The sequence below is a fragment of the Curtobacterium sp. MCBD17_021 genome, from assembly GCF_003234525.1.
Taxonomy (GTDB): Bacteria; Actinomycetota; Actinomycetes; order Actinomycetales; family Microbacteriaceae; genus Curtobacterium.
In genome coordinates this window covers 34976-51481 of record NZ_QKTS01000013.1, presented here as the reverse complement: position 1 = coordinate 51481, position 16506 = coordinate 34976, and the positions used below count along the sequence as shown (strand labels likewise).

Below are 16506 nucleotides of genomic sequence, written 5' to 3'. Positions count from 1 at the left end.
TGGCCTGCCCGACGAGGGGGCACCTCCGGACCGTCGCCGGACGACCGGCTCAGGCGTCGGCGCTGCCCGCGCCGTCGTCGGAGCCGCTGCTGGTGCTGCCGCCGCCTCGCAGGGTCGCGCTCGGCAGCTCCCCGAACCGTTCCCGGTACGCACCGGAGAACCGGCCCAGGTGCGCGAAGCCCCACTGCCGGGCGACCTCCGCCACGGACGACGAGAGCGGATCGGCGCCCAGGAGCTCCTCGTGCACCGCGTCGAGCCGGACGTTCCGCAGGTGCGACAGCGGGGAGACGCCGACCGAGCGGTTGAAGGACTGCTGCAGCCCGCGCGCGCTCATGCCCGCGGCTGCGGCGATGTCCGCCAGGGTGACGACGGTGTGGGCGTGCTCCTGGATGTAGGTCAGGGCGTCCCGGAGCCGCTCGCTGCTCGTGGTCGCCGGCAGGTCCACGGGGAAGGTCCCGACGACGACCCGGGCGACCCGGAGGTTCAGCTCGGCGCGCTGTCGGCCGGTGACGTCCGGGTCGGTGATGGTCCGCCCGAGGGACTGCAGCACCCTCCGGAGGTCGGCCAGCTCGGTCGTGGAGACCGTCCGGCGGAACCGGAGTGGCCCGACGACCTGCGCGCCGTCGGCGGCGAGCGCCGCGCGGAGCAACCGGTCGGACAGGTGGAGCATCGAGACGCGGCTCGTCGCGGCCTCGAAGCCGTACCGGACGGTGGCGGCGAGGAGGAACGGCTGGCCGGGTCGGACCACGGTGCGCGTGCCGTCCTCGTCGATGATGACCGCTGTGCCGTCCCCGATCCAGAACAGGATGTGCGTGGGCCGCGGCTCCATCGTGCCGGTGCGGCGCCCCTCCACCGCGGAACCGCTCAGCGAGAGGTCGGCGTCGCCCGCGCCGGTGTAGCGGAAGGCGGACCGCTCGTCGCCGATGCCGCCCCCGGTGCCGTACGTGTCGTCGAGGACCGCGGGGCGGGTCTCGCTCGTGCCTTCCAGGCGCACGGCGCGGAACCCGTCAGGGGTCCCCGGGTCCGGGCGCAGATGGGTCACGATCTGATGTTCCCATGCCTGTCCGCGAAGCGCGAGCACCGCGGCGGGTCGCTCGTCGCGGCACCCCGGGGCGAGCCGAACGGGAACGGGGTACGCAGACCGGCGTCGGGCTCAGACGCCGACCGGTAGAACGGAGCATGACCTCTTCCACACGGAACCCGCTCGGCGTGACCCTCGTCGAGGGCGGCGCCAACGTCGCCGTCTTCTCCAGTACTGCCGAACGCGTCGAGTTCTGCCGTTTCGACGACGACGGCACCGAGCACCGGACCGAGCTGACCCACCGCACCGGTTACACCTTCCACGACGTCGTGCCGGACGTCACCGTCGGCACCCGCTACGGCTTCCGCGTGCACGGCGCCTGGGACCCGGCGAACGGCCTGCGGCACAACCCCGCGAAGCTCCTCCTCGACCCCTACGCCACCGCGATCGACGGCGAGTACCAGTGGGGCCAGGAGCTGTTCGGCCACGACATGAACGAGCCGGACCAGATCGACGAGTCCGACTCCGCCGCTGCCATGCCGCGCTCCGTCGTCGCAGACCGCTCGTTCGACTGGGAGGGCGACACCCGCCTCGAGACCCCCCTGGCCGACACCGTCGTGTACGAGGTCCACGTCAAGGGCTTCACCAAGCAGCACCCCGACGTGCCCGAGGAGATCCGCGGCACCTACGCGGGCCTGGCACACCCGGCCGCGATCAAGCACCTCACCGACCTCGGCGTCACCGCGGTCGAGCTGCTGCCGATCCACCAGTTCGTGCAGGACTCCACGCTCCAGGACAAGGGCCTCCGCAACTACTGGGGGTACAACAGCATCGGCTTCTTCGCCCCGCACAACGAGTACGCCGCGTCGGGCACCGCCGGCCAGCAGGTCGCGGAGTTCAAGGAGATGGTGAAGGCCCTGCACGCCGCGGGCCTCGAGGTCATCCTGGACGTCGTCTACAACCACACGGCCGAGGGCAACCACATGGGCCCGACGCTGTCCTTCAAGGGGCTCGACAACCAGTCGTACTACCGGCTGGTCGAGGGCGACGAGGCGAACTACTTCGACACCACCGGCACGGGCAACAGCCTCAACGTGTCGCACCCGACCGCGCTCGGGCTCATCACGGACTCGCTCCGCTACTGGGTCGAGGAGATGCACGTCGACGGCTTCCGCTTCGACCTCGCGACGACGCTGACCCGCCAGGACGGTTCGGCCGAGAAGCACTCCGCGTTCCTCGACATCATCCACCAGGACCCGGTGCTCCGCGACGTCAAGATGATCGCCGAGCCGTGGGACACCGCCGGGTACCAGGTGGGCGGGTTCCCGGCCGACTGGTCGGAGTGGAACGGGAAGTACCGCGACGACCTGCGCAGCTTCTGGCGCGGTGACGAGGGCACGCTCGGCGACGCCGTGCAGCGCGTCCTCGGCAGCCCGGACGTCTACGAGGGCTCGCGCCGGTCGCCGCTCTGCTCGGTGGACTTCGTCACCGCGCACGACGGCTTCACCCTGGCCGACCTCACCATGTACGTCGAGAAGCACAACGAGGCGAACGGCGAGGACAACAACGACGGCGAGAGCAACAACACCTCGTTCAACGGCGGCATCGAGGGCCCGACCGACGACGAGAGCGTCAACGACTACCGCAACCGCCAGCGCCGGAACTTCCTCGGCACCCTGCTGCTCTCGGCCGGCGTGCCGATGATCCTCGGTGGTGACGAGATCGCCCGCTCGCAGGGCGGCAACAACAACGCCTACTGCCAGGACGACGAGATCTCGTGGTTCGACTGGGCCGCCGCCGACCAGGACCTGCTCGCCTTCACGACGGCGGCGATCGCCTTCCGCAAGCAGCACGTCGCGCTCCGCCCGGAGTGGTACCGCACCGCGCCCGGCATCTCGCCGTCGACCGTGCAGGTGCTCCGCGCGGATGCGAACGACTTCGAGGACGGCGACTGGACCGACGGCGGGAACCGCGCCGTGATCCTGGTGCTCGCGCAGGGCGACGACAGCATCGCACTGCTGCTCAACGCCTCCGAGACGACCGTGGAGTTCACGCTCCCCGAGCGTCCGGGCGGCGGCTCCTGGTCCCTCGGCCTGTCGAGCGACCCCGACCAGGCCGTGGACGGCGACGCGACGACCCTGCTCGTCCGCGACGCCTCCTTCACGGCGCTGCAGTAGCCCGAGAGGACAGTGGACCGATGAGCCAGTACGAGAAGAAGGACCCGACCACCCTCTACCCGGTGCCGCCGTTCCCGGAGCAGGAGCAGTCGTTGCCCGGGGCCGCGTGGAAGATGGACCCGAAGCCGGACCACGGAGAACAGAGCTACGTCGGCAAGGGCCGTCTGGAGGGCTTCCGTGGCATCGTCACGGGCGCCGACTCCGGCATCGGCCGGGCCGCCGCGATCGCCCTGTCCCGGGAGGGCGCCGACCTGGTGCTCTCCTACCTGCCCGACGAGCAGGAGGACGCCGAGGAGGTCCGCGACCTGCTCGAGGGCGAGGGCCGCAAGGCCGTGCTGTTCCCGGGCGACATCTCGGACGAGCAGTACTGCATCGACCTCGTGCAGAAGGGCGTCGACGAGCTCGGCGGCCTTGACACGCTCGTCATGGTCGCCGGTCGGATGGACAGCAACGACGACATCCTGACCCTCGACACCTCGATGTTCGACTCGACGTTCAAGACGAACATCTACTCGCTGTTCTGGCTGACGAAGGCGGCGGTCCCGCACCTCGAGCCCGGTTCGACGATCGTGACGACCGGCTCGATCCAGGCGTCCACCCCGTCCCCGGACAAGATCGACTACGCCGTGTCGAAGGGCGCGATCAAGCTCTTCACCGAGGCGGTCGCCCAGCAGCTCGCACCGAAGGGAATCCGGGTCAACTCGGTCGCGCCCGGTCCGGTGTGGACCCCGCTGCAGCCCGGCTCCGACGACGCCGAGACCGTCTCGACGTTCGGGCAGCAGTCGCCCTTCGGTCGACCGGGTCAGCCGGCCGAGCTCGGTGCGGCGTACGTCCACCTCGTCAGTCCAGAATCGAGCTACCAGTCCGGGTCGACGATCACGGTCGCCGGCGGCACCCCCGCCTTCTGACGGACGTGGAGCACCCGGCCAGCACTGCGAAGGAGCACACGATGAGCAACGACAGCACGGCGCACGACCCCGAGGGCACGCCGAAGCCGGACGGTCTGGGCGACGACGGCACGGTCCCCAACGAGCCCGAGGGCCTCGCCGCCGGGTTCGTCGGCGACGCCTCGCACTTCAACCCCGAAGAGGACGAGCCCGCCGAGGACGACTCCGAGGCCTGAGCGCCGCGGCGCACGCGCCGACCACACGACGGGAGGCCCGGTACCAGCTGGTACCGGGCCTCCCGTCCGTCGTGTCGTCGGCGCCGTCAGCGCTCCGTGCGCGACTCCACCGCTCCGTCACCGGTCGGCGACGTGTCCGCCCGAGCGTCGAGCCGCGGGTCGAGAGCCGGGTCGGGCGAGACGGTCTCGGTGCCCGGTACGGGGTCGTCCGCCAGGGCGGCCCGCTCGGCCGGCGTGGAGCCGAGCACACCGCTCGGCACGGTGTCGGCGGCTGCTCGGCGTCCGCGGACCCGCTCCTTCACCGCGCGCCACGGACGGGCGAGCCCGCTGCCGAGCGGGCGCTCGGTGGGTGCGTCGACCTCGAGCCCGTAGTACTCGCCGACCTTCTCGAGCAACAGTGCCCGCTCGGCCTTGTCGTACGCACGGCGCTCACGGGTGAACGCGATGATCGTCGCCCAACAGGTGAGCAGCAGCACGACGCTGAACGGCAGCGCCGTGGTGATCGCCGCCGTCTTCAGGGCGTTCAGCCCGCCGGTCAGCAGCAGGGCGACGGCGAGCAGCGCGGAGACACCCGCGAAGAACACCCGGAGCCAGTTCTTCGGCTCGATGTCCCCGCCGGACGCGATCATCGCCATCACGAGCGACCCGGAGTCGGACGAGGTGACGAAGAACACGCTGATGAGCAGGATCGCGCCATAGGTCAGGACGACCCCGGCCGGCAGGTCCCCGAGCAGCGCGAAGAGCGACCCCTCGACGTCGACCGTGCCGTCGGCACCGATCAGGCCACCGGCACCGTCCGTCTGGCGGTGGACCGCCGCACCACCGAGCACGGCGAACCACAGGAACGTGAGCGCGGTCGGGACGAGCAGGACACCGAAGACGGTGGTCACCCACTGCCCACGGACGTGGCGGCGAGCTCCCCACCGACCCGGGGAGGGGAGGCTCGGCGTCACGTCAGTGGTGGCCGTGCACCTTCGCGTGCCCGAGGCCCCGGCGCATGAGAGCCCGGTTCACCGGCGTCGTGACCACGAAGGCGATGACGAGCGACAGGGCCAGCGCACCCCAGAACAGCCACTGGTCGAGCTGTGCGTCGAGTGCTCCCGGGATCGCGACGACCACCGTGTTGTCGATGACCTCCATGACGGCGATCGACACCGTGTCCGCGGCGAGCGCCACGCTCAGCGCGGCACGGAACGACAGGCCGGAGCGCAGGACACCGCGCATGGTCAGGGCGTAACCGAACACGAAGGCGAGCACGATCGACAGCACGATCGTCCCCACGTCGTGCATCCCGGTCGCGGTGCCGATCACCATGCCGAGGACCTCGCCGATCGCGCACCCCGTCAGACAGTGCAGCGTCGCCTGCGCGGCCGTCGACCACGTGGTCGTGCCGTGCCCGCTCACCGTGCGCCCGCGTCGACGGAGCGGAAACGGCGGAGGCGGAGGCTGTTCGTCAGCACGAAGACCGACGACAACGCCATGGCGGCGCCGGCGATGACCGGGTTCATCAGGCCGGCCATCGCGAGCGGGATCGCCGCCACGTTGTAGGCGAAGGCCCAGAACAGGTTCGTCCTGATGGTGCGGAGGGTGCGGCGGGAAAGCCGGACCGCGTCGACGGCGGCGCGCAGGTCGGCGCGGACGAGGGTGATGTCGGCTGCCTCGACGGCGGCGTCGGTCCCGGTGCCCATCGCGATGCCGAGGTCGGCGGCGGCGAGCGCGGCGGCGTCGTTCACGCCGTCACCGACCATGGCGACCGTCCTGCCGGCGGCCTGCAGCTCGGTGACGATGCGGTACTTGTCCTCCGGTCGGACGCCGGCCGTGACGCGGCTGATGCCCACCTGGCCCGCGACGCTCCGGGCGACCCCGTCGGCGTCCCCGGTGAGGAGCATCGTCTCGAGCCCCAGGTCGTGCAGGTGCCCGACGGCCTCGGCGGCACCGGGTGCGACGGTGTCCGAGACGACGACGAGCCCGCGGACCCGGCCGTCCCAGGCGACGGCGACCGCGGTGCGTCCGGCGTCCTCGGCGTCGGTGACGGCGGCGGCCAGTGCATCCGGTACCGGGACGGCCCAGGCGTCGCGGAGCCAGGCGGGTCGGCCGACGAGCACGAGGAATCCGTCGACCACGGCCTGCACGCCGAGGCCGGCGGTGGACGTGAACGACCCCGGCCGGGGCACGTCCGGGACGGCGGCGACGAGGGCGCGGGCGATGGGGTGCTCGGAGCCGGACTCGGCGGCGGCTCCGGCGCGGAGGACCGTGTCGGGGTCCTCGCCGTCGGCCGGCAGCACCTCGGTGACCCGCATGGTGCCGGTGGTGACGGTCCCGGTCTTGTCGAGCAGCACGGTGTCGATCCGCCGGGTGGCCTCGAGCACCTGCGGGCCGCGGATGAGGACCCCGAGCTGCGAGCCGCGACCGGTGCCGACGAGCAGCGCGGTCGGGGTCGCGAGGCCGAGCGCACAGGGACAGGCGATCACGAGCGTGGCGACGGCGGCGGTCAGGGCGGCCTCGACGTCGCCGGTGAGCAGGAGCCAACCGACGAGGGTGAGGGCGGCCAGCACGAGCACGACGGGGACGAACACGCTCGACACCCGGTCGGCGAGCCGCTGGACGTCGGCCTTGCCGGTCTGCGCCTCGGTCACGAGCTTGCCGATCCGTGCGAGTTCGGTGTCGGCACCGACACGGACGGCCTGCACGGTGAGCATGCCGCCGACGTTCACGGTCGCGCCGGTGACGGCAGCGCCGGGTCCGACCTCGACGGGGACGCTCTCCCCCGTCATGACGCTCGTGTCGACGGCGCTGGTGCCCTCGACGACGGTACCGTCGGTGGCGATGCGCTCACCGGGCCGGACGACGAAGCGGTCGCCGACGCGGAGCGACCCGACCGGCACCTCGACCTCGCGGCCGTCGCGGAGCACCCGGGCGGAGCTGGCTCCAAGCGCGAGGAGGGCACGGAGGGCCGCGCTCGACCGGGTCTTCGCGCGGCCCTCGGCGTACCGGCCGGCGAGGAGGAACACCGTGACCGCGGCGGCGACCTCGAGGTACGGCTCCGGGTCGGCTCCGCGTGGGGCGGTGAGCGCGAACGCCATGTGCATGTCGGGTCCGCCGGCGCCGCCGAGGACGAGTGCCCAGAGGGACCAGGCGGTGGCCGCGACGACGCCGAGGCTGACGAGGGTGTCCATCGTCGCCGAACCGTGCCGGGCGTTCAGGGCCGCGGCGCGGTGGAACGGCCAGGCGCCCCAGGTCGCCACCGGGGCCGCGAGGACGAGTGCGACCCACTGCCACCAGGGGAACTGGAGCGCGGGCACCATCGACAGGGCGACGACCGGGACCGCGAGCACCGTGGAGACGACCAGGCGGCGACGGAGCGGGGCGAGTGTGTCGACGTCCGGCTGCTCGGGCTCCGGCAGTCGCGCGCCGTACCCCGCCTGCTCGACTGTCGTGATGGCGTCGTCGACCGCGACGCCGTCGGGCAGCGAGACCGTGGCCGTCTCGGTGGCGTAGTTCACCGTGGCCGTGACCCCCGGCATCTTGTTGAGCTTCCGCTCGATGCGGTTCGCGCACGAGGCGCAGGTCATGCCCTCGATCGTGAGCTCGACCGGGGTGGCGGCGGGGGTCGTCGTCGTCATCGTGGTCAGCGCTCCGACAGCGAGTAGCCGGCGTCCTCGACCGCGGCGTCGACGGCGGCCGCGTCGAGGGGCGCGGTGCTCGTGACGGTCGCGGTCGACGTGCCGCCGGCGACGAGGTCGACCTGCACGTCGGTCACGCCGGGGAGTCCACGGAGCGCCTCGTCGATGCTCATGACGCAGTGCGCACAGGTCATGCCGTCGATGCCGTAGGTACTGATCTGCTGCTCGGCCATGCGGCCCTCCTCGTTCGGTCGTCGTGCGGGTACCCTAGGGGGGTACCCCTACCGTAACGCCGACGACGAGGATCTGTTCCCGATGGCCGAAGACACCGAACACCACCACGGCTACATCTCCGCGAAGGACGACTACCTCGGACGCCTGCGCCGGATCGAGGGCCAGGCGCGCGGACTGCAGCGGATGGTCGAGGGCGAGGAGTACTGCATCGACATCCTCACGCAGGTGTCCGCGATGACGAAGGCGTTGCAGGCGGTGTCGATGGGTCTCCTCGAGGACCACCTGCGGCACTGCGTGACGGACGCCGTGGCCCAGGGCGGCCGGGGTGCCGAGGAGAAGATCCAGGAGGCGACCCTGGCCATCAAGCGCCTCGTCCGGTCCTGACGGCCACGAAGCGTGTACTGCTGGGTTCTCCGACCAAACCGACTGCTGGTTCGATCCGAATGTCCTGCGAGGCGCATGGCAACCGACCGCGTCGACTCCTGACGAAGGGTTCCCTCATGACCACCACCGCATCGACCCGCTCCGACCACGGTTACGGCCGGACGCTCACCCAGAAGGGCGCGCTGGTCTTCGGCGTCGTCTTCCTCATCGTCGGCATCGCCGGCTTCATCCCCGGCCTGACCATGGACATGGGCAGCATGATGGCCGCCGGCAACGACTCGGAGGCGCACCTCCTGGGCCTGTTCCAGGTGTCCGTCCTGCACAACATCGTCCACCTGCTGTTCGGCATCGTCGGCCTGATCGCCGCGCGCTCGTTCGGCTTCTCACGCCAGTACCTGCTCGTCGGCGGCATCATCTACGCCGTGCTCTTCATCTACGGCCTCTTCACCGCCGGCATGTCCAGCGCCGCCAACTTCGTGCCGCTGAACAGCGCCGACAACGTGCTGCACCTGATCCTCGCCGTCGCGATGATCCTCCTCGGCATCGTCCTCCCGCGCGCCGGGGCTCGCACCGCCCGCTGACCCCAGCGACGCAACGGACGGGAGGCCCGTGACCAGCCGGTCACGGGCCTCCCGTCCGTTCTGCGCGAGTGTCGGCTCGCGCCGGTGCGCTCAGCCCTGCGGCGGCGAGTACAGCTGCAGGTCGTTGCCCTCGCTGTCCTTGAAGGGGATGATCTTGCCCCACGGGTGCTCGCTGATCTCGCCCTGGATGTCCGCGCCACGCTCCTTGAGCGAGGCGACCTCGTCCTCGATGCTGCCGTCCGGCTGGAACGAGACGACCGCGCCGCCCTCGCTCGACGGGCTGGCCGACTCGCGCCCATTCAGGCCGATCATCAGGCCGTTCGCGTCGATCTCGCTCCAGTCCTCCGACTGGTCCTTCACGGTGAGGCCGAGGGTGTCGCGGTAGAACGCGACGGCGCGCTCCATGTCGCTGACCGGGACCCAGACTGCTGCGATTCCGCTTGCCATGGTGTTTCCTCTCGTCGTGGTGTGCCCTCGACGGTAGGCCGCGCCGTGTCGAGGACACCCAGTCCGGCGGCGCTCCGGGGTACGTCCAGGCCCGGCGGCGCAGGCTCGGTCCGGACACCGTCGGACGGCCGGGGGTGCAGTGGAGGAGGGGTCGCCGATGACCGAGATCGTGCACGTCGTGCTGGTGGAGTGGGACACGGAGGACACCGCCGTGCCGGAGCGGGCGACGGCGCTCGCACACGAGCACCTGCCCGGCATCGACGGCGTGGTGTCCGTCGAGACCGGCCCGAGCGTCAGTCCCGAGGGGCTGGAGGGTGGCTTCGACTGGATGCTCGTCGTCCGGTTCCGGCACGCCGCGGCGCGGGACGCGTACCTGCCACACCCGGAGCACCGGCCCGTGGCAGACCACATCGGGGCGCACGCCAGGCGGGTGGTGGTGTTCGACGTGGCCGGCTGACGGACGGGAGGCCCGTGGCGGGGTCGCCAGGGGCCTCCCGTCCGGTGCCGGTCCGGTCAGGCGTCTCCGCGGCGTGCGCCCGGGGTCACGGGCGGCCGTCCTCCGCGTCCACCACGCCCGGGGTCGGGGTCGTTCCGGTGAAGTCGTCGCGCATCGTGCCGACGCCGCGCTGCGGGTGCGCCCGGTCGAGGTGCTTCGCCCGCGACGCCTTCCGCGGCTCGGGGTCGACGTGCATCGCGGTGTTCCGGTCGTCCTGCAACGCCGGCTGCACCTCGCCCTCGCGGTTGAACGACCACATGAGCATCGGGTCGCCGACGGGCAGCGGATCCGCCTCGTGGCCGCCCATCGGCGAACTGTGCCAGGTGTGCCAGGTCTTGCCGTACGAGTTGACGAGGTGGCCCATCAGCTCGGTCTCGACCGCGATCGGCAGTCCCGGAGCGACGAGCTCGCCCGAGAAGACCTCGTGGTTGTGCGGGTGCCAGGACGGCTTCTCGTCCTCGGGCAGCGAGTCGAACAGCCGCTCGGAGACGATGTACTCCACGCCGATCAGGTTGGCGTCCGCGGTGTTGCCGTCGAAGAGCACGCACTGCAGCATCTCGGCGTTCACCACCTTGCAGTAGTGGTGCGCCTCCATCTGCACGTCGGGCTCGCCCTTGACGCAGTGGAAGCCGACCACGTACACGTCGAATCCCTTGAGGGGGTCCGTCGGCTGCAGCAGGTCGGCGCCGCGGTCGAGCAGGGCGAGGCGGAAGCCCCGGTCCTCGCCCGGCGGGGTGACCCCGGTCGACCGGGCGGGGACCGTGGGGTTCCGCGGCACGCGTCAGCCCTCCTGGGGCTCTGCCGGCTCGCCGCCGGAGTCCACGTCGCTGTCCTGCTGCGGGTCCTCGGTGGCGTTCCCCGAGGCGGAGCCGTCGGGCAGGTCCTCGGTGCGCTGGGCCTCCTGGTCGGAGACGTCGTCCGGGCCGGTTCCGTTCGTCGTGTCACTCATGCACGGCACGGTACGCGGCGTGCGGTTGCCGCCGGTTCAGGCCGGGAGGCCCGCCCGCGCCGCCGCGACGGCCCGCCCCCGATCCGTGGTCGGGAACCGCTCGAGGAGCGCCGCGAGCTCCGGCGCGGAGACGTTCGCGCCGAACGCCTCGGCGTGCGGTTCGAGCGCCACGCTGTCGCTGAGCGAACCCGCCGCGACGGCGTCGAAGCCGAGCTCGTCGACGAGCGCCGCGACGGCCGCCACGGCCGGCTCGTCGTCGCCCGCGACGGCGATCGCCTTCCGCTCGGGGTCGCCTGCGGGCCGCGCGCCGGCGTCGAGGTCGTGGTACCCCATGTGGTTGAAGGCCTTGACGACGGTGGCTCCCGGCAGGTGCGCCTGCACGAGCGCGCTCGTCGACACACGTCCGTCCTCGAGGTCGGGGCGGTGCCCGTCGACCTCCCACCAGTGGTTCATCGCGTCGATGACGACCGTGCCGCGGAGCCGCTCCACGGGGATCGTGTCGAGACGTCCGAGCGGCAGGGCGAGCACGACGACGTCGGCCTGGTCGACGGCGTCGGCGGCGCGGACCGCTTCGGTACCGGGTGCCACGACGGACAGGATCAGGCGGATGCGGTCCGGATCGCCCGAGCCGGCGACGAGGACCCGGTGGCCGGCGCCGACGAGCAGGCGACCGAGGACCGTCCCGAGCTTCCCGGCGCCGAGGACCGCGACGGTCCGGAACGGATGGGTACCGATGGTGCCGGTGCTGGTGGCATCGGTGCCGGTCATGCTGCGGCCTCCTGGCGGTCGGTGTCGCCGGTCCGGTCGGTGTCGCTGGTCCGGTCGGTGTCGCCGCGGTCGGTGTCGCCGCGGTCGGTGTCGCCGCGGTCGGCGAGCAGTTCGCGCACCCGGGGGACGACGACGCCACCGTACAGCTCGACCGCGCGGGTGCGTGCCCGCATCGACTGACCGCCGGAGGTGTAGATCATGTCGAAGCGACCGACGCCCATCGCGTCGACGGCGCGGGCGATCCGCCGCGCGACCGTCTCCGGCGACCCGATGTACATCGAGCCCGTGGCGACCTCCTGGTCGAACTCGGCGCGGGTCACCGGCGGCCACCCGCGCAGGGCACCGATCCGGTCGCGGACGACCCGGTAGTGCGGCCAGAACAGCTCCGTCGCCTCCTCGTCCGTGTCGGCGACGAACCCGGGCGAGTGCATGCCGACCGGGTGTGCTGTCGTACCGAACTGCTCGGCGGCGCGGCGGTACAGGTCGAGGTACGGCGCGAAGCGCTCGGGCTGCCCGCCGATGATCGCGAGCATGAGCGGGAACCCGTACTGCGCGGTCCGCACGACCGACTGCGGGGAACCGCCGACGCCGACCCACGTGCTCAGGCCGTGCTCGGTCTTCGGGAAGACGTCGGCGTCGACGAGCGGCGCGCGGGTCGTCCCGCTCCAGGTGACGGGCTCCTCGCGGAGGAGCTGCGCGAACAGCTCGATCTTCTCCTCGAACAGGACGTCGTAGTCGGCGAGGTCGTGACCGAACAACGGGAAGGACTCGGTGAAGGACCCGCGGCCGAGGATCACCTCGGCGCGGCCCTCCGACAGCGCGTCGACCGTCGCGAAGCGTTGGAACACGCGGACGGGGTCGTCGGAGGACAGGACCGTGACGCCGGACCCGAGCCGGATCCGCTTGGTCACCGTGGCGAGACCGGCCAGGACGGTCTCAGGAGAGGACACCGAGTACTCGGGCCGGTGGTGCTCGCCGACCGTGAACACGTCGACGCCGAGCTCGTCCGCGATGACCGCCTCGTCGACGAGCTGCCGGATCGACCGGGCGTGGCTGACGAACGCGCCGTCGTCGTCCGTCGGGACGTCGCCGAACGTGTCGAGGCCGAAGGTGATGTCGGGCATGGTGCCTCTTTTCGTTGACGCTTCAACCAAGTGATTGACGCGTCAATGATGTGCCGCTACCGTCGAGGTGTCAAGAGGAGACCGGATGGGTGACGACGGACAGCAGACACGGGGTCGACGGTCGCCCACCGCCGAGGAACTGTCGGTGTGGCGCGACTACGTCGAGACGTCGGAGGCGGTGCGGCGCTCGCTCGCCGCGGCGCTCCAGTCCGCGTCCGGGATCTCCGACGGCGACTACCGGGTGATGCTCGCGCTCAGCGAGGCCCCGGACCGCATGCGCCGCTCCGCCGAGCTCGCCGACGAGGTCGGGTGGGAACGCAGCCGGCTGTCCCACCACCTCCGGCGGATGGAGGAGCGTGGACTCGTCACGCGTGACCGGGTCGGACCGGACGCCCGCGGCACCGCGGTCACGCTGAGTGCCGAGGGCGTCCGGCTCTACCGGAGCTCCTCGGCCGCCCACCTCCGCGCGGTCCGACAGGTCTTCGTCGACGCGTTCACACCCGAGGAGCTCGCCGCGGTCCGCGTCGTGACCGGAGCCCTCCGTCGGCACCAGGCGACGGGCCTCCCGGACGGGGACCGACCCGACGACCGGACCCGGCGTGCAGACCAGAGCCGACCGACCGGCCACCCCTGACCGTCGGGTCAGCCGTCGCGACGGCCGGTGCGGAGGCCCGGGAACTGGTCGTCGCGCCACTCCCCCTCGAGCTGCGGGCCGCCGAACGCCTCCTGCTCGCGGGCGCGCAGCTCGACGCGGCGGATCTTGCCCGACACCGTCTTGGGCAGCGGCCCGAACTCGACGCGGCGGACACGCTGCCACGCCGGCATCGCGGTGCGGGCGTGCGCGAGGATGTCCCGCGCGGTCTCGGCCGTGGGCTCCCACCCCGCCGCCAGTGTGACGTAGGCCTTCACGACGGTCAGGCGCTCCTCGTGCGGGGCCGGCACGACCGCCGACTCTGCGACGGCGGGGTGCTGGAGCAGGGCGCTCTCGACCTCGAACGGCGAGACCTTGTAGTCGGAGGACTTGAACACGTCGTCGGTGCGGCCGACGAACGTCAGCGACCCGTCCTCGTGCCGGGTGGCCACGTCCCCCGTGTGGAAGTAGCCGCCGCGCAGGGCGTCGTCGGTGCGCTCCGGGGCGTCGAGGTACCCGGCCATCAGGTTCACCGGCGTCGTCGTGAGGTCGAGGCAGACCTCGCCCTCACCCGCGCCGGGCGCCCCGGTCAGCGGGTCGACGAGTTCGATCGCGACCCCGGGCAGCCCGTGCCCCATCGCACCGGGTCGGACGGTGTCACCGGGGGCGTTGCCGACGATCGCGGTGGTCTCGGTCTGGCCGTACCCGTCGCGGATCGTGCGGCCCCAGGACTCCTCGACGAGTCGGATCACCTCGGGGTTGAGGGGCTCGCCGGCGGAGACGACCTCGCGCAGAGCGGTCGGGCGGCTGCCGAGGTCGGCCTGGATGAGCAGTCGCCACACGGTCGGCGGTGCGCAGAACGACGTCACCTGAGCACGCTCGAGCTGGTGCAGCAGTGCCGCCGGGTCGAACCGCTCCTGGTTGTGGACGAAGACCGTGGCCTCGGCGATCCACGGCGCGAAGAAGCAGCTCCACGCGTGCTTGCCCCACCCCGGCGAACTGATCGCCAGGTGGACGTCACCGGGCTCGAGCCCGATCCAGTACATCGTCGTCAGGTGGCCCACCGGGTAGGACGTCTGCGTGTGCACGACCATCTTCGGCTTGTCGGTCGTGCCGGAGGTGAAGTAGACCAGGCAGGGGTCGGACGCTGCCGTCACCACCTCGGGCTTCCACTCCCCCGCGGGCGCCGGTTCGCCGAGGTCGCTCGGGTACGTCGTCCACCCGTCCGCGGTTCCACCGACCACGATGCGCGTGAAGTCGCCCGCCAGGTGCGCGTACTTCGGCGTCTCGCGCAGTGTCGTGACGACGTGGGCGACGCGTCCGCGGTCGATGCGGTCCTGCAGGTCGGCCCCGCCGAGCATCGTCGACGTCGGGAGGATCACGGCGCCGGTCTTCATGACGGCGAGCATCGACTCCCAGAGCTCGAGCTGGTTGTCGAGCATGAGCAGCACGTGGTCGCCCTTCGCGACGCCGAGGTCGTGCAGCCGGGCCGCCAGCCGGTCGGACCGGGCGGACATCTCGGCGTAGGTGGTGCGTGTCTCGCGGCCGTCCTCCTCGACGATGACCAGGGCCTCCCGGTCGTTGCCTGCCGCGATGACGTCGAACCAGTCGATCGCCCAGTTGAACGTCTCGCCCACGTCGGGCCAGCGGAACGCCTCGCGCGCTGCGGCGCTGTCGGTTCTGGCCGCGAGGAGGACGTCCCGGGCGGCACGGAGGGCGGAGGCGGGTTCAGTGCGCATGCACTGACCTTGCCTCATCGAGGTGGACCAGCGCACGGCGACACCGCGCTGTACCGCATCCGGACAGCCGGAGTCAACCCCTCGCGGCGGCCGACTCGTGCTCCGTATCGTCCTGGATGGTGTGCTCTGTCACGGGCATGCGCGCGCCCGGACGACAGCCGGATCGGCCCAGCAGCGCGACACGACGAGCGAGAGGAGTGGACCGACGATGACGACAGTCGACGACCGGACCACCGGCCGCACGACGGACACCGCCCTCCGCAGCACCGTCCGCATCGAGGCCCTCGGGGACGCCCCGGACGCAGCCGTCCTCGACCTCAGCGGCTTCTACGCCGGCCGACACTGGGCCGCTCGTGCCACCGACCGCCCCTTCGGGTACCGCTACACCGCGGTCGGGGACGGCGACGTGACGCTCCGTCGGTCGCAGATCAACGGGTTCATCCGGGGCCTGATCCCCGCGTCCGAGGACTACGTCGTCCAGTGGCTCACCGCGGGGCACGGCGTGCCGGACGTCCGGCACGACCGCGTGCCGATGTCCGGCGACGTGCCGATGCTCTTCCCGACCGCCCGGGAGTTCGTGTTCGAGTACCAGGACTACGACCAGCGCGTCGTGCACCTGTCGCGCCGACTCGTGCACGAGGTCGCCGACGAGCAGTTCCACACCGGCCAGGTGGCGGACCTCGGTCTCGACCACCTGCGCACCCTCGACCCGGCCGCCGTGACCCAGTGGCGGAACGGCCTGGCGCTGCTCTCCCGCGAACTCCGCACCGGCGGCGTCGACACCCTCCTCTGGCACACCCTCACCCGCGGCACCGCCGCAGCGTTCCTCCGGATGTACCCCCCGACCGTCGCGGCCCTGCCGCCCGCCGTGCTCCTGCCCCGGCGCGCCCGCCTCCGCGCCGCCGTCGAGTACGTCCACGAGCACGTCGCCGGACCGATGAGCGTCTCGGACATCGCCGGAGCCGCGGGCCTCAGCGTCCGGGCCACGCAGGAGGCCTTCCAGCGACACCTCGATCTGACGCCGATGCAGTACCTGCAGCACGTCCGGCTCGAGCACGTGCGACGCGAACTGCTGCAGGCGGACCCCACCACCTCGGCCGTGCAGGCGATCGCCCGTCGGTGGGGGTTCGCGCACCTGGGCCGGTTCTCCGCCGCCTACCGCACCGCCTACGGCGAGTACCCGAGGAACACGCTCCGTCGCTGACCGTC

Annotated in this window: 19 protein-coding genes; 8 read left to right on the top strand and 11 right to left on the bottom strand. The window is 71.9% G+C overall.

The features are described 5' to 3' along the window. Positions 1-49: 49 nt before the first annotated feature. Complete coding sequence (locus DEI83_RS12175; protein ID WP_220036787.1) at positions 50-1042, bottom strand: AraC family transcriptional regulator; 993 nt, start codon at positions 1040-1042, stop codon at positions 50-52. A gap of 137 nt (positions 1043-1179) precedes the next feature. Here DEI83_RS12175 and glgX point away from each other — a divergent pair, with 137 nt between their 5' ends. The 3 genes from glgX to DEI83_RS16000 are packed head-to-tail and all read left to right on the top strand — an operon-like array spanning position 1180 to position 4321. Continuing rightward, complete coding sequence (gene glgX, locus DEI83_RS12170; RefSeq protein ID WP_111082219.1) at positions 1180-3198, top strand: glycogen debranching protein GlgX; 2019 nt, start codon at positions 1180-1182, stop codon at positions 3196-3198. Positions 3199-3218: 20 nt separating this feature from the next. After that, entirely contained in the window at positions 3219-4106 is an 888-nt protein-coding gene (locus DEI83_RS12165; RefSeq protein WP_111082218.1) for an SDR family oxidoreductase, read from the top strand. Positions 4107-4147: 41 nt separating this feature from the next. Then, a complete protein-coding gene (locus tag DEI83_RS16000) occupies positions 4148-4321 on the top strand; it encodes a hypothetical protein (RefSeq protein ID WP_181431208.1) in 174 nt (57 codons plus the stop codon). An 86-nt stretch (positions 4322-4407) separates the two neighbouring features. Here the strand turns inward: DEI83_RS16000 and DEI83_RS12155 are convergent, their stop codons facing one another. The 4 genes from DEI83_RS12155 to DEI83_RS12140 all read right to left on the bottom strand — a co-directional run bounded on the left by DEI83_RS12155 (position 4408) and on the right by DEI83_RS12140 (position 8177). Next, positions 4408-5211 carry a BCCT family transporter gene (locus tag DEI83_RS12155; RefSeq protein WP_258371186.1) on the bottom strand — a complete coding sequence of 268 codons (804 nt, stop codon included), beginning with the start codon at positions 5209-5211 and terminating at the stop codon, positions 4408-4410. A 64-nt stretch (positions 5212-5275) separates the two neighbouring features. After that, positions 5276-5725, bottom strand: coding sequence for a DUF4396 domain-containing protein (locus DEI83_RS12150; protein ID WP_111082216.1), 450 nt, complete (start codon positions 5723-5725; stop codon positions 5276-5278). Beyond that, positions 5722-7944, bottom strand: a complete 2223-nt coding sequence (locus DEI83_RS12145) for a cation-translocating P-type ATPase (RefSeq protein WP_111082215.1) — start codon at positions 7942-7944, stop codon at positions 5722-5724. Before DEI83_RS12145 ends, DEI83_RS12150 begins: the two co-directional genes overlap by 4 nt. A 5-nt stretch (positions 7945-7949) precedes the next feature. Further along, positions 7950-8177 (bottom strand): heavy-metal-associated domain-containing protein, encoded by a 228-nt coding sequence (locus DEI83_RS12140; protein WP_111082214.1) that lies wholly within the window; start codon positions 8175-8177, stop codon positions 7950-7952. A gap of 82 nt (positions 8178-8259) precedes the next feature. Between DEI83_RS12140 and DEI83_RS12135 the strand changes: the two genes are divergently transcribed. Both DEI83_RS12135 and DEI83_RS12130 read left to right on the top strand, forming a co-directional pair. Then, positions 8260-8562, top strand: a complete 303-nt coding sequence (locus DEI83_RS12135) for a metal-sensitive transcriptional regulator (RefSeq protein WP_111082213.1) — start codon at positions 8260-8262, stop codon at positions 8560-8562. 116 nt (positions 8563-8678) lie between these two features. Next, positions 8679-9143: a DUF4383 domain-containing protein gene (locus DEI83_RS12130; RefSeq protein WP_111082274.1), complete on the top strand. Its 465-nt coding sequence runs from the start codon at positions 8679-8681 to the stop codon at positions 9141-9143. A gap of 90 nt (positions 9144-9233) precedes the next feature. Here the strand turns inward: DEI83_RS12130 and DEI83_RS12125 are convergent, their stop codons facing one another. Continuing rightward, on the bottom strand, positions 9234-9590 hold the full coding sequence (locus DEI83_RS12125; protein WP_111082212.1) for a VOC family protein: 357 nt from the start codon (positions 9588-9590) through the stop codon (positions 9234-9236). 157 nt (positions 9591-9747) lie between these two features. On the opposite strand from DEI83_RS12125, the gene DEI83_RS12120 reads away from it, so the two are divergent. Beyond that, positions 9748-10047, top strand: coding sequence for a Dabb family protein (locus tag DEI83_RS12120; protein WP_111082273.1), 300 nt, complete (start codon positions 9748-9750; stop codon positions 10045-10047). 85 nt (positions 10048-10132) lie between these two features. On the opposite strand, the gene DEI83_RS12115 is transcribed toward DEI83_RS12120, so the two are convergent. Genes DEI83_RS12115 through DEI83_RS12105 form a run of 4 tightly spaced genes read right to left on the bottom strand, consistent with a single transcriptional unit; the run spans position 10133 to position 12927 of the window. Next, positions 10133-10864: an OBAP family protein gene (locus DEI83_RS12115; protein ID WP_111082211.1), complete on the bottom strand. Its 732-nt coding sequence runs from the start codon at positions 10862-10864 to the stop codon at positions 10133-10135. 3 nt (positions 10865-10867) lie between these two features. Next, the gene (locus DEI83_RS15995) at positions 10868-11035 is read right to left on the bottom strand and encodes a hypothetical protein (protein WP_181431207.1); all 168 of its coding nucleotides are present in this window, start codon (positions 11033-11035) and stop codon (positions 10868-10870) included. A gap of 36 nt (positions 11036-11071) precedes the next feature. Beyond that, positions 11072-11803: an NADPH-dependent F420 reductase gene (locus DEI83_RS12110; RefSeq protein ID WP_111082210.1), complete on the bottom strand. Its 732-nt coding sequence runs from the start codon at positions 11801-11803 to the stop codon at positions 11072-11074. Further along, positions 11800-12927 carry an LLM class flavin-dependent oxidoreductase gene (locus tag DEI83_RS12105; RefSeq protein ID WP_111082209.1) on the bottom strand — a complete coding sequence of 376 codons (1128 nt, stop codon included), beginning with the start codon at positions 12925-12927 and terminating at the stop codon, positions 11800-11802. The genes DEI83_RS12110 and DEI83_RS12105 overlap by 4 nt, the downstream gene beginning before the upstream one ends. 85 nt (positions 12928-13012) lie before the next feature. Here DEI83_RS12105 and DEI83_RS12100 point away from each other — a divergent pair, with 85 nt between their 5' ends. Further along, entirely contained in the window at positions 13013-13561 is a 549-nt protein-coding gene (locus DEI83_RS12100; protein ID WP_111082208.1) for a MarR family winged helix-turn-helix transcriptional regulator, read from the top strand. An 8-nt stretch (positions 13562-13569) separates the two neighbouring features. Here DEI83_RS12100 and DEI83_RS12095 read toward each other — a convergent pair whose 3' ends face one another. Next, on the bottom strand, positions 13570-15297 hold the full coding sequence (locus DEI83_RS12095; RefSeq protein ID WP_111082207.1) for an AMP-binding protein: 1728 nt from the start codon (positions 15295-15297) through the stop codon (positions 13570-13572). Positions 15298-15505: 208 nt separating this feature from the next. Between DEI83_RS12095 and DEI83_RS12090 the strand changes: the two genes are divergently transcribed. Next, on the top strand, positions 15506-16501 hold the full coding sequence (locus DEI83_RS12090) for an AraC family transcriptional regulator (RefSeq protein ID WP_111082206.1): 996 nt from the start codon (positions 15506-15508) through the stop codon (positions 16499-16501). The last annotated feature ends 5 nt before the right edge of the window (positions 16502-16506 follow it).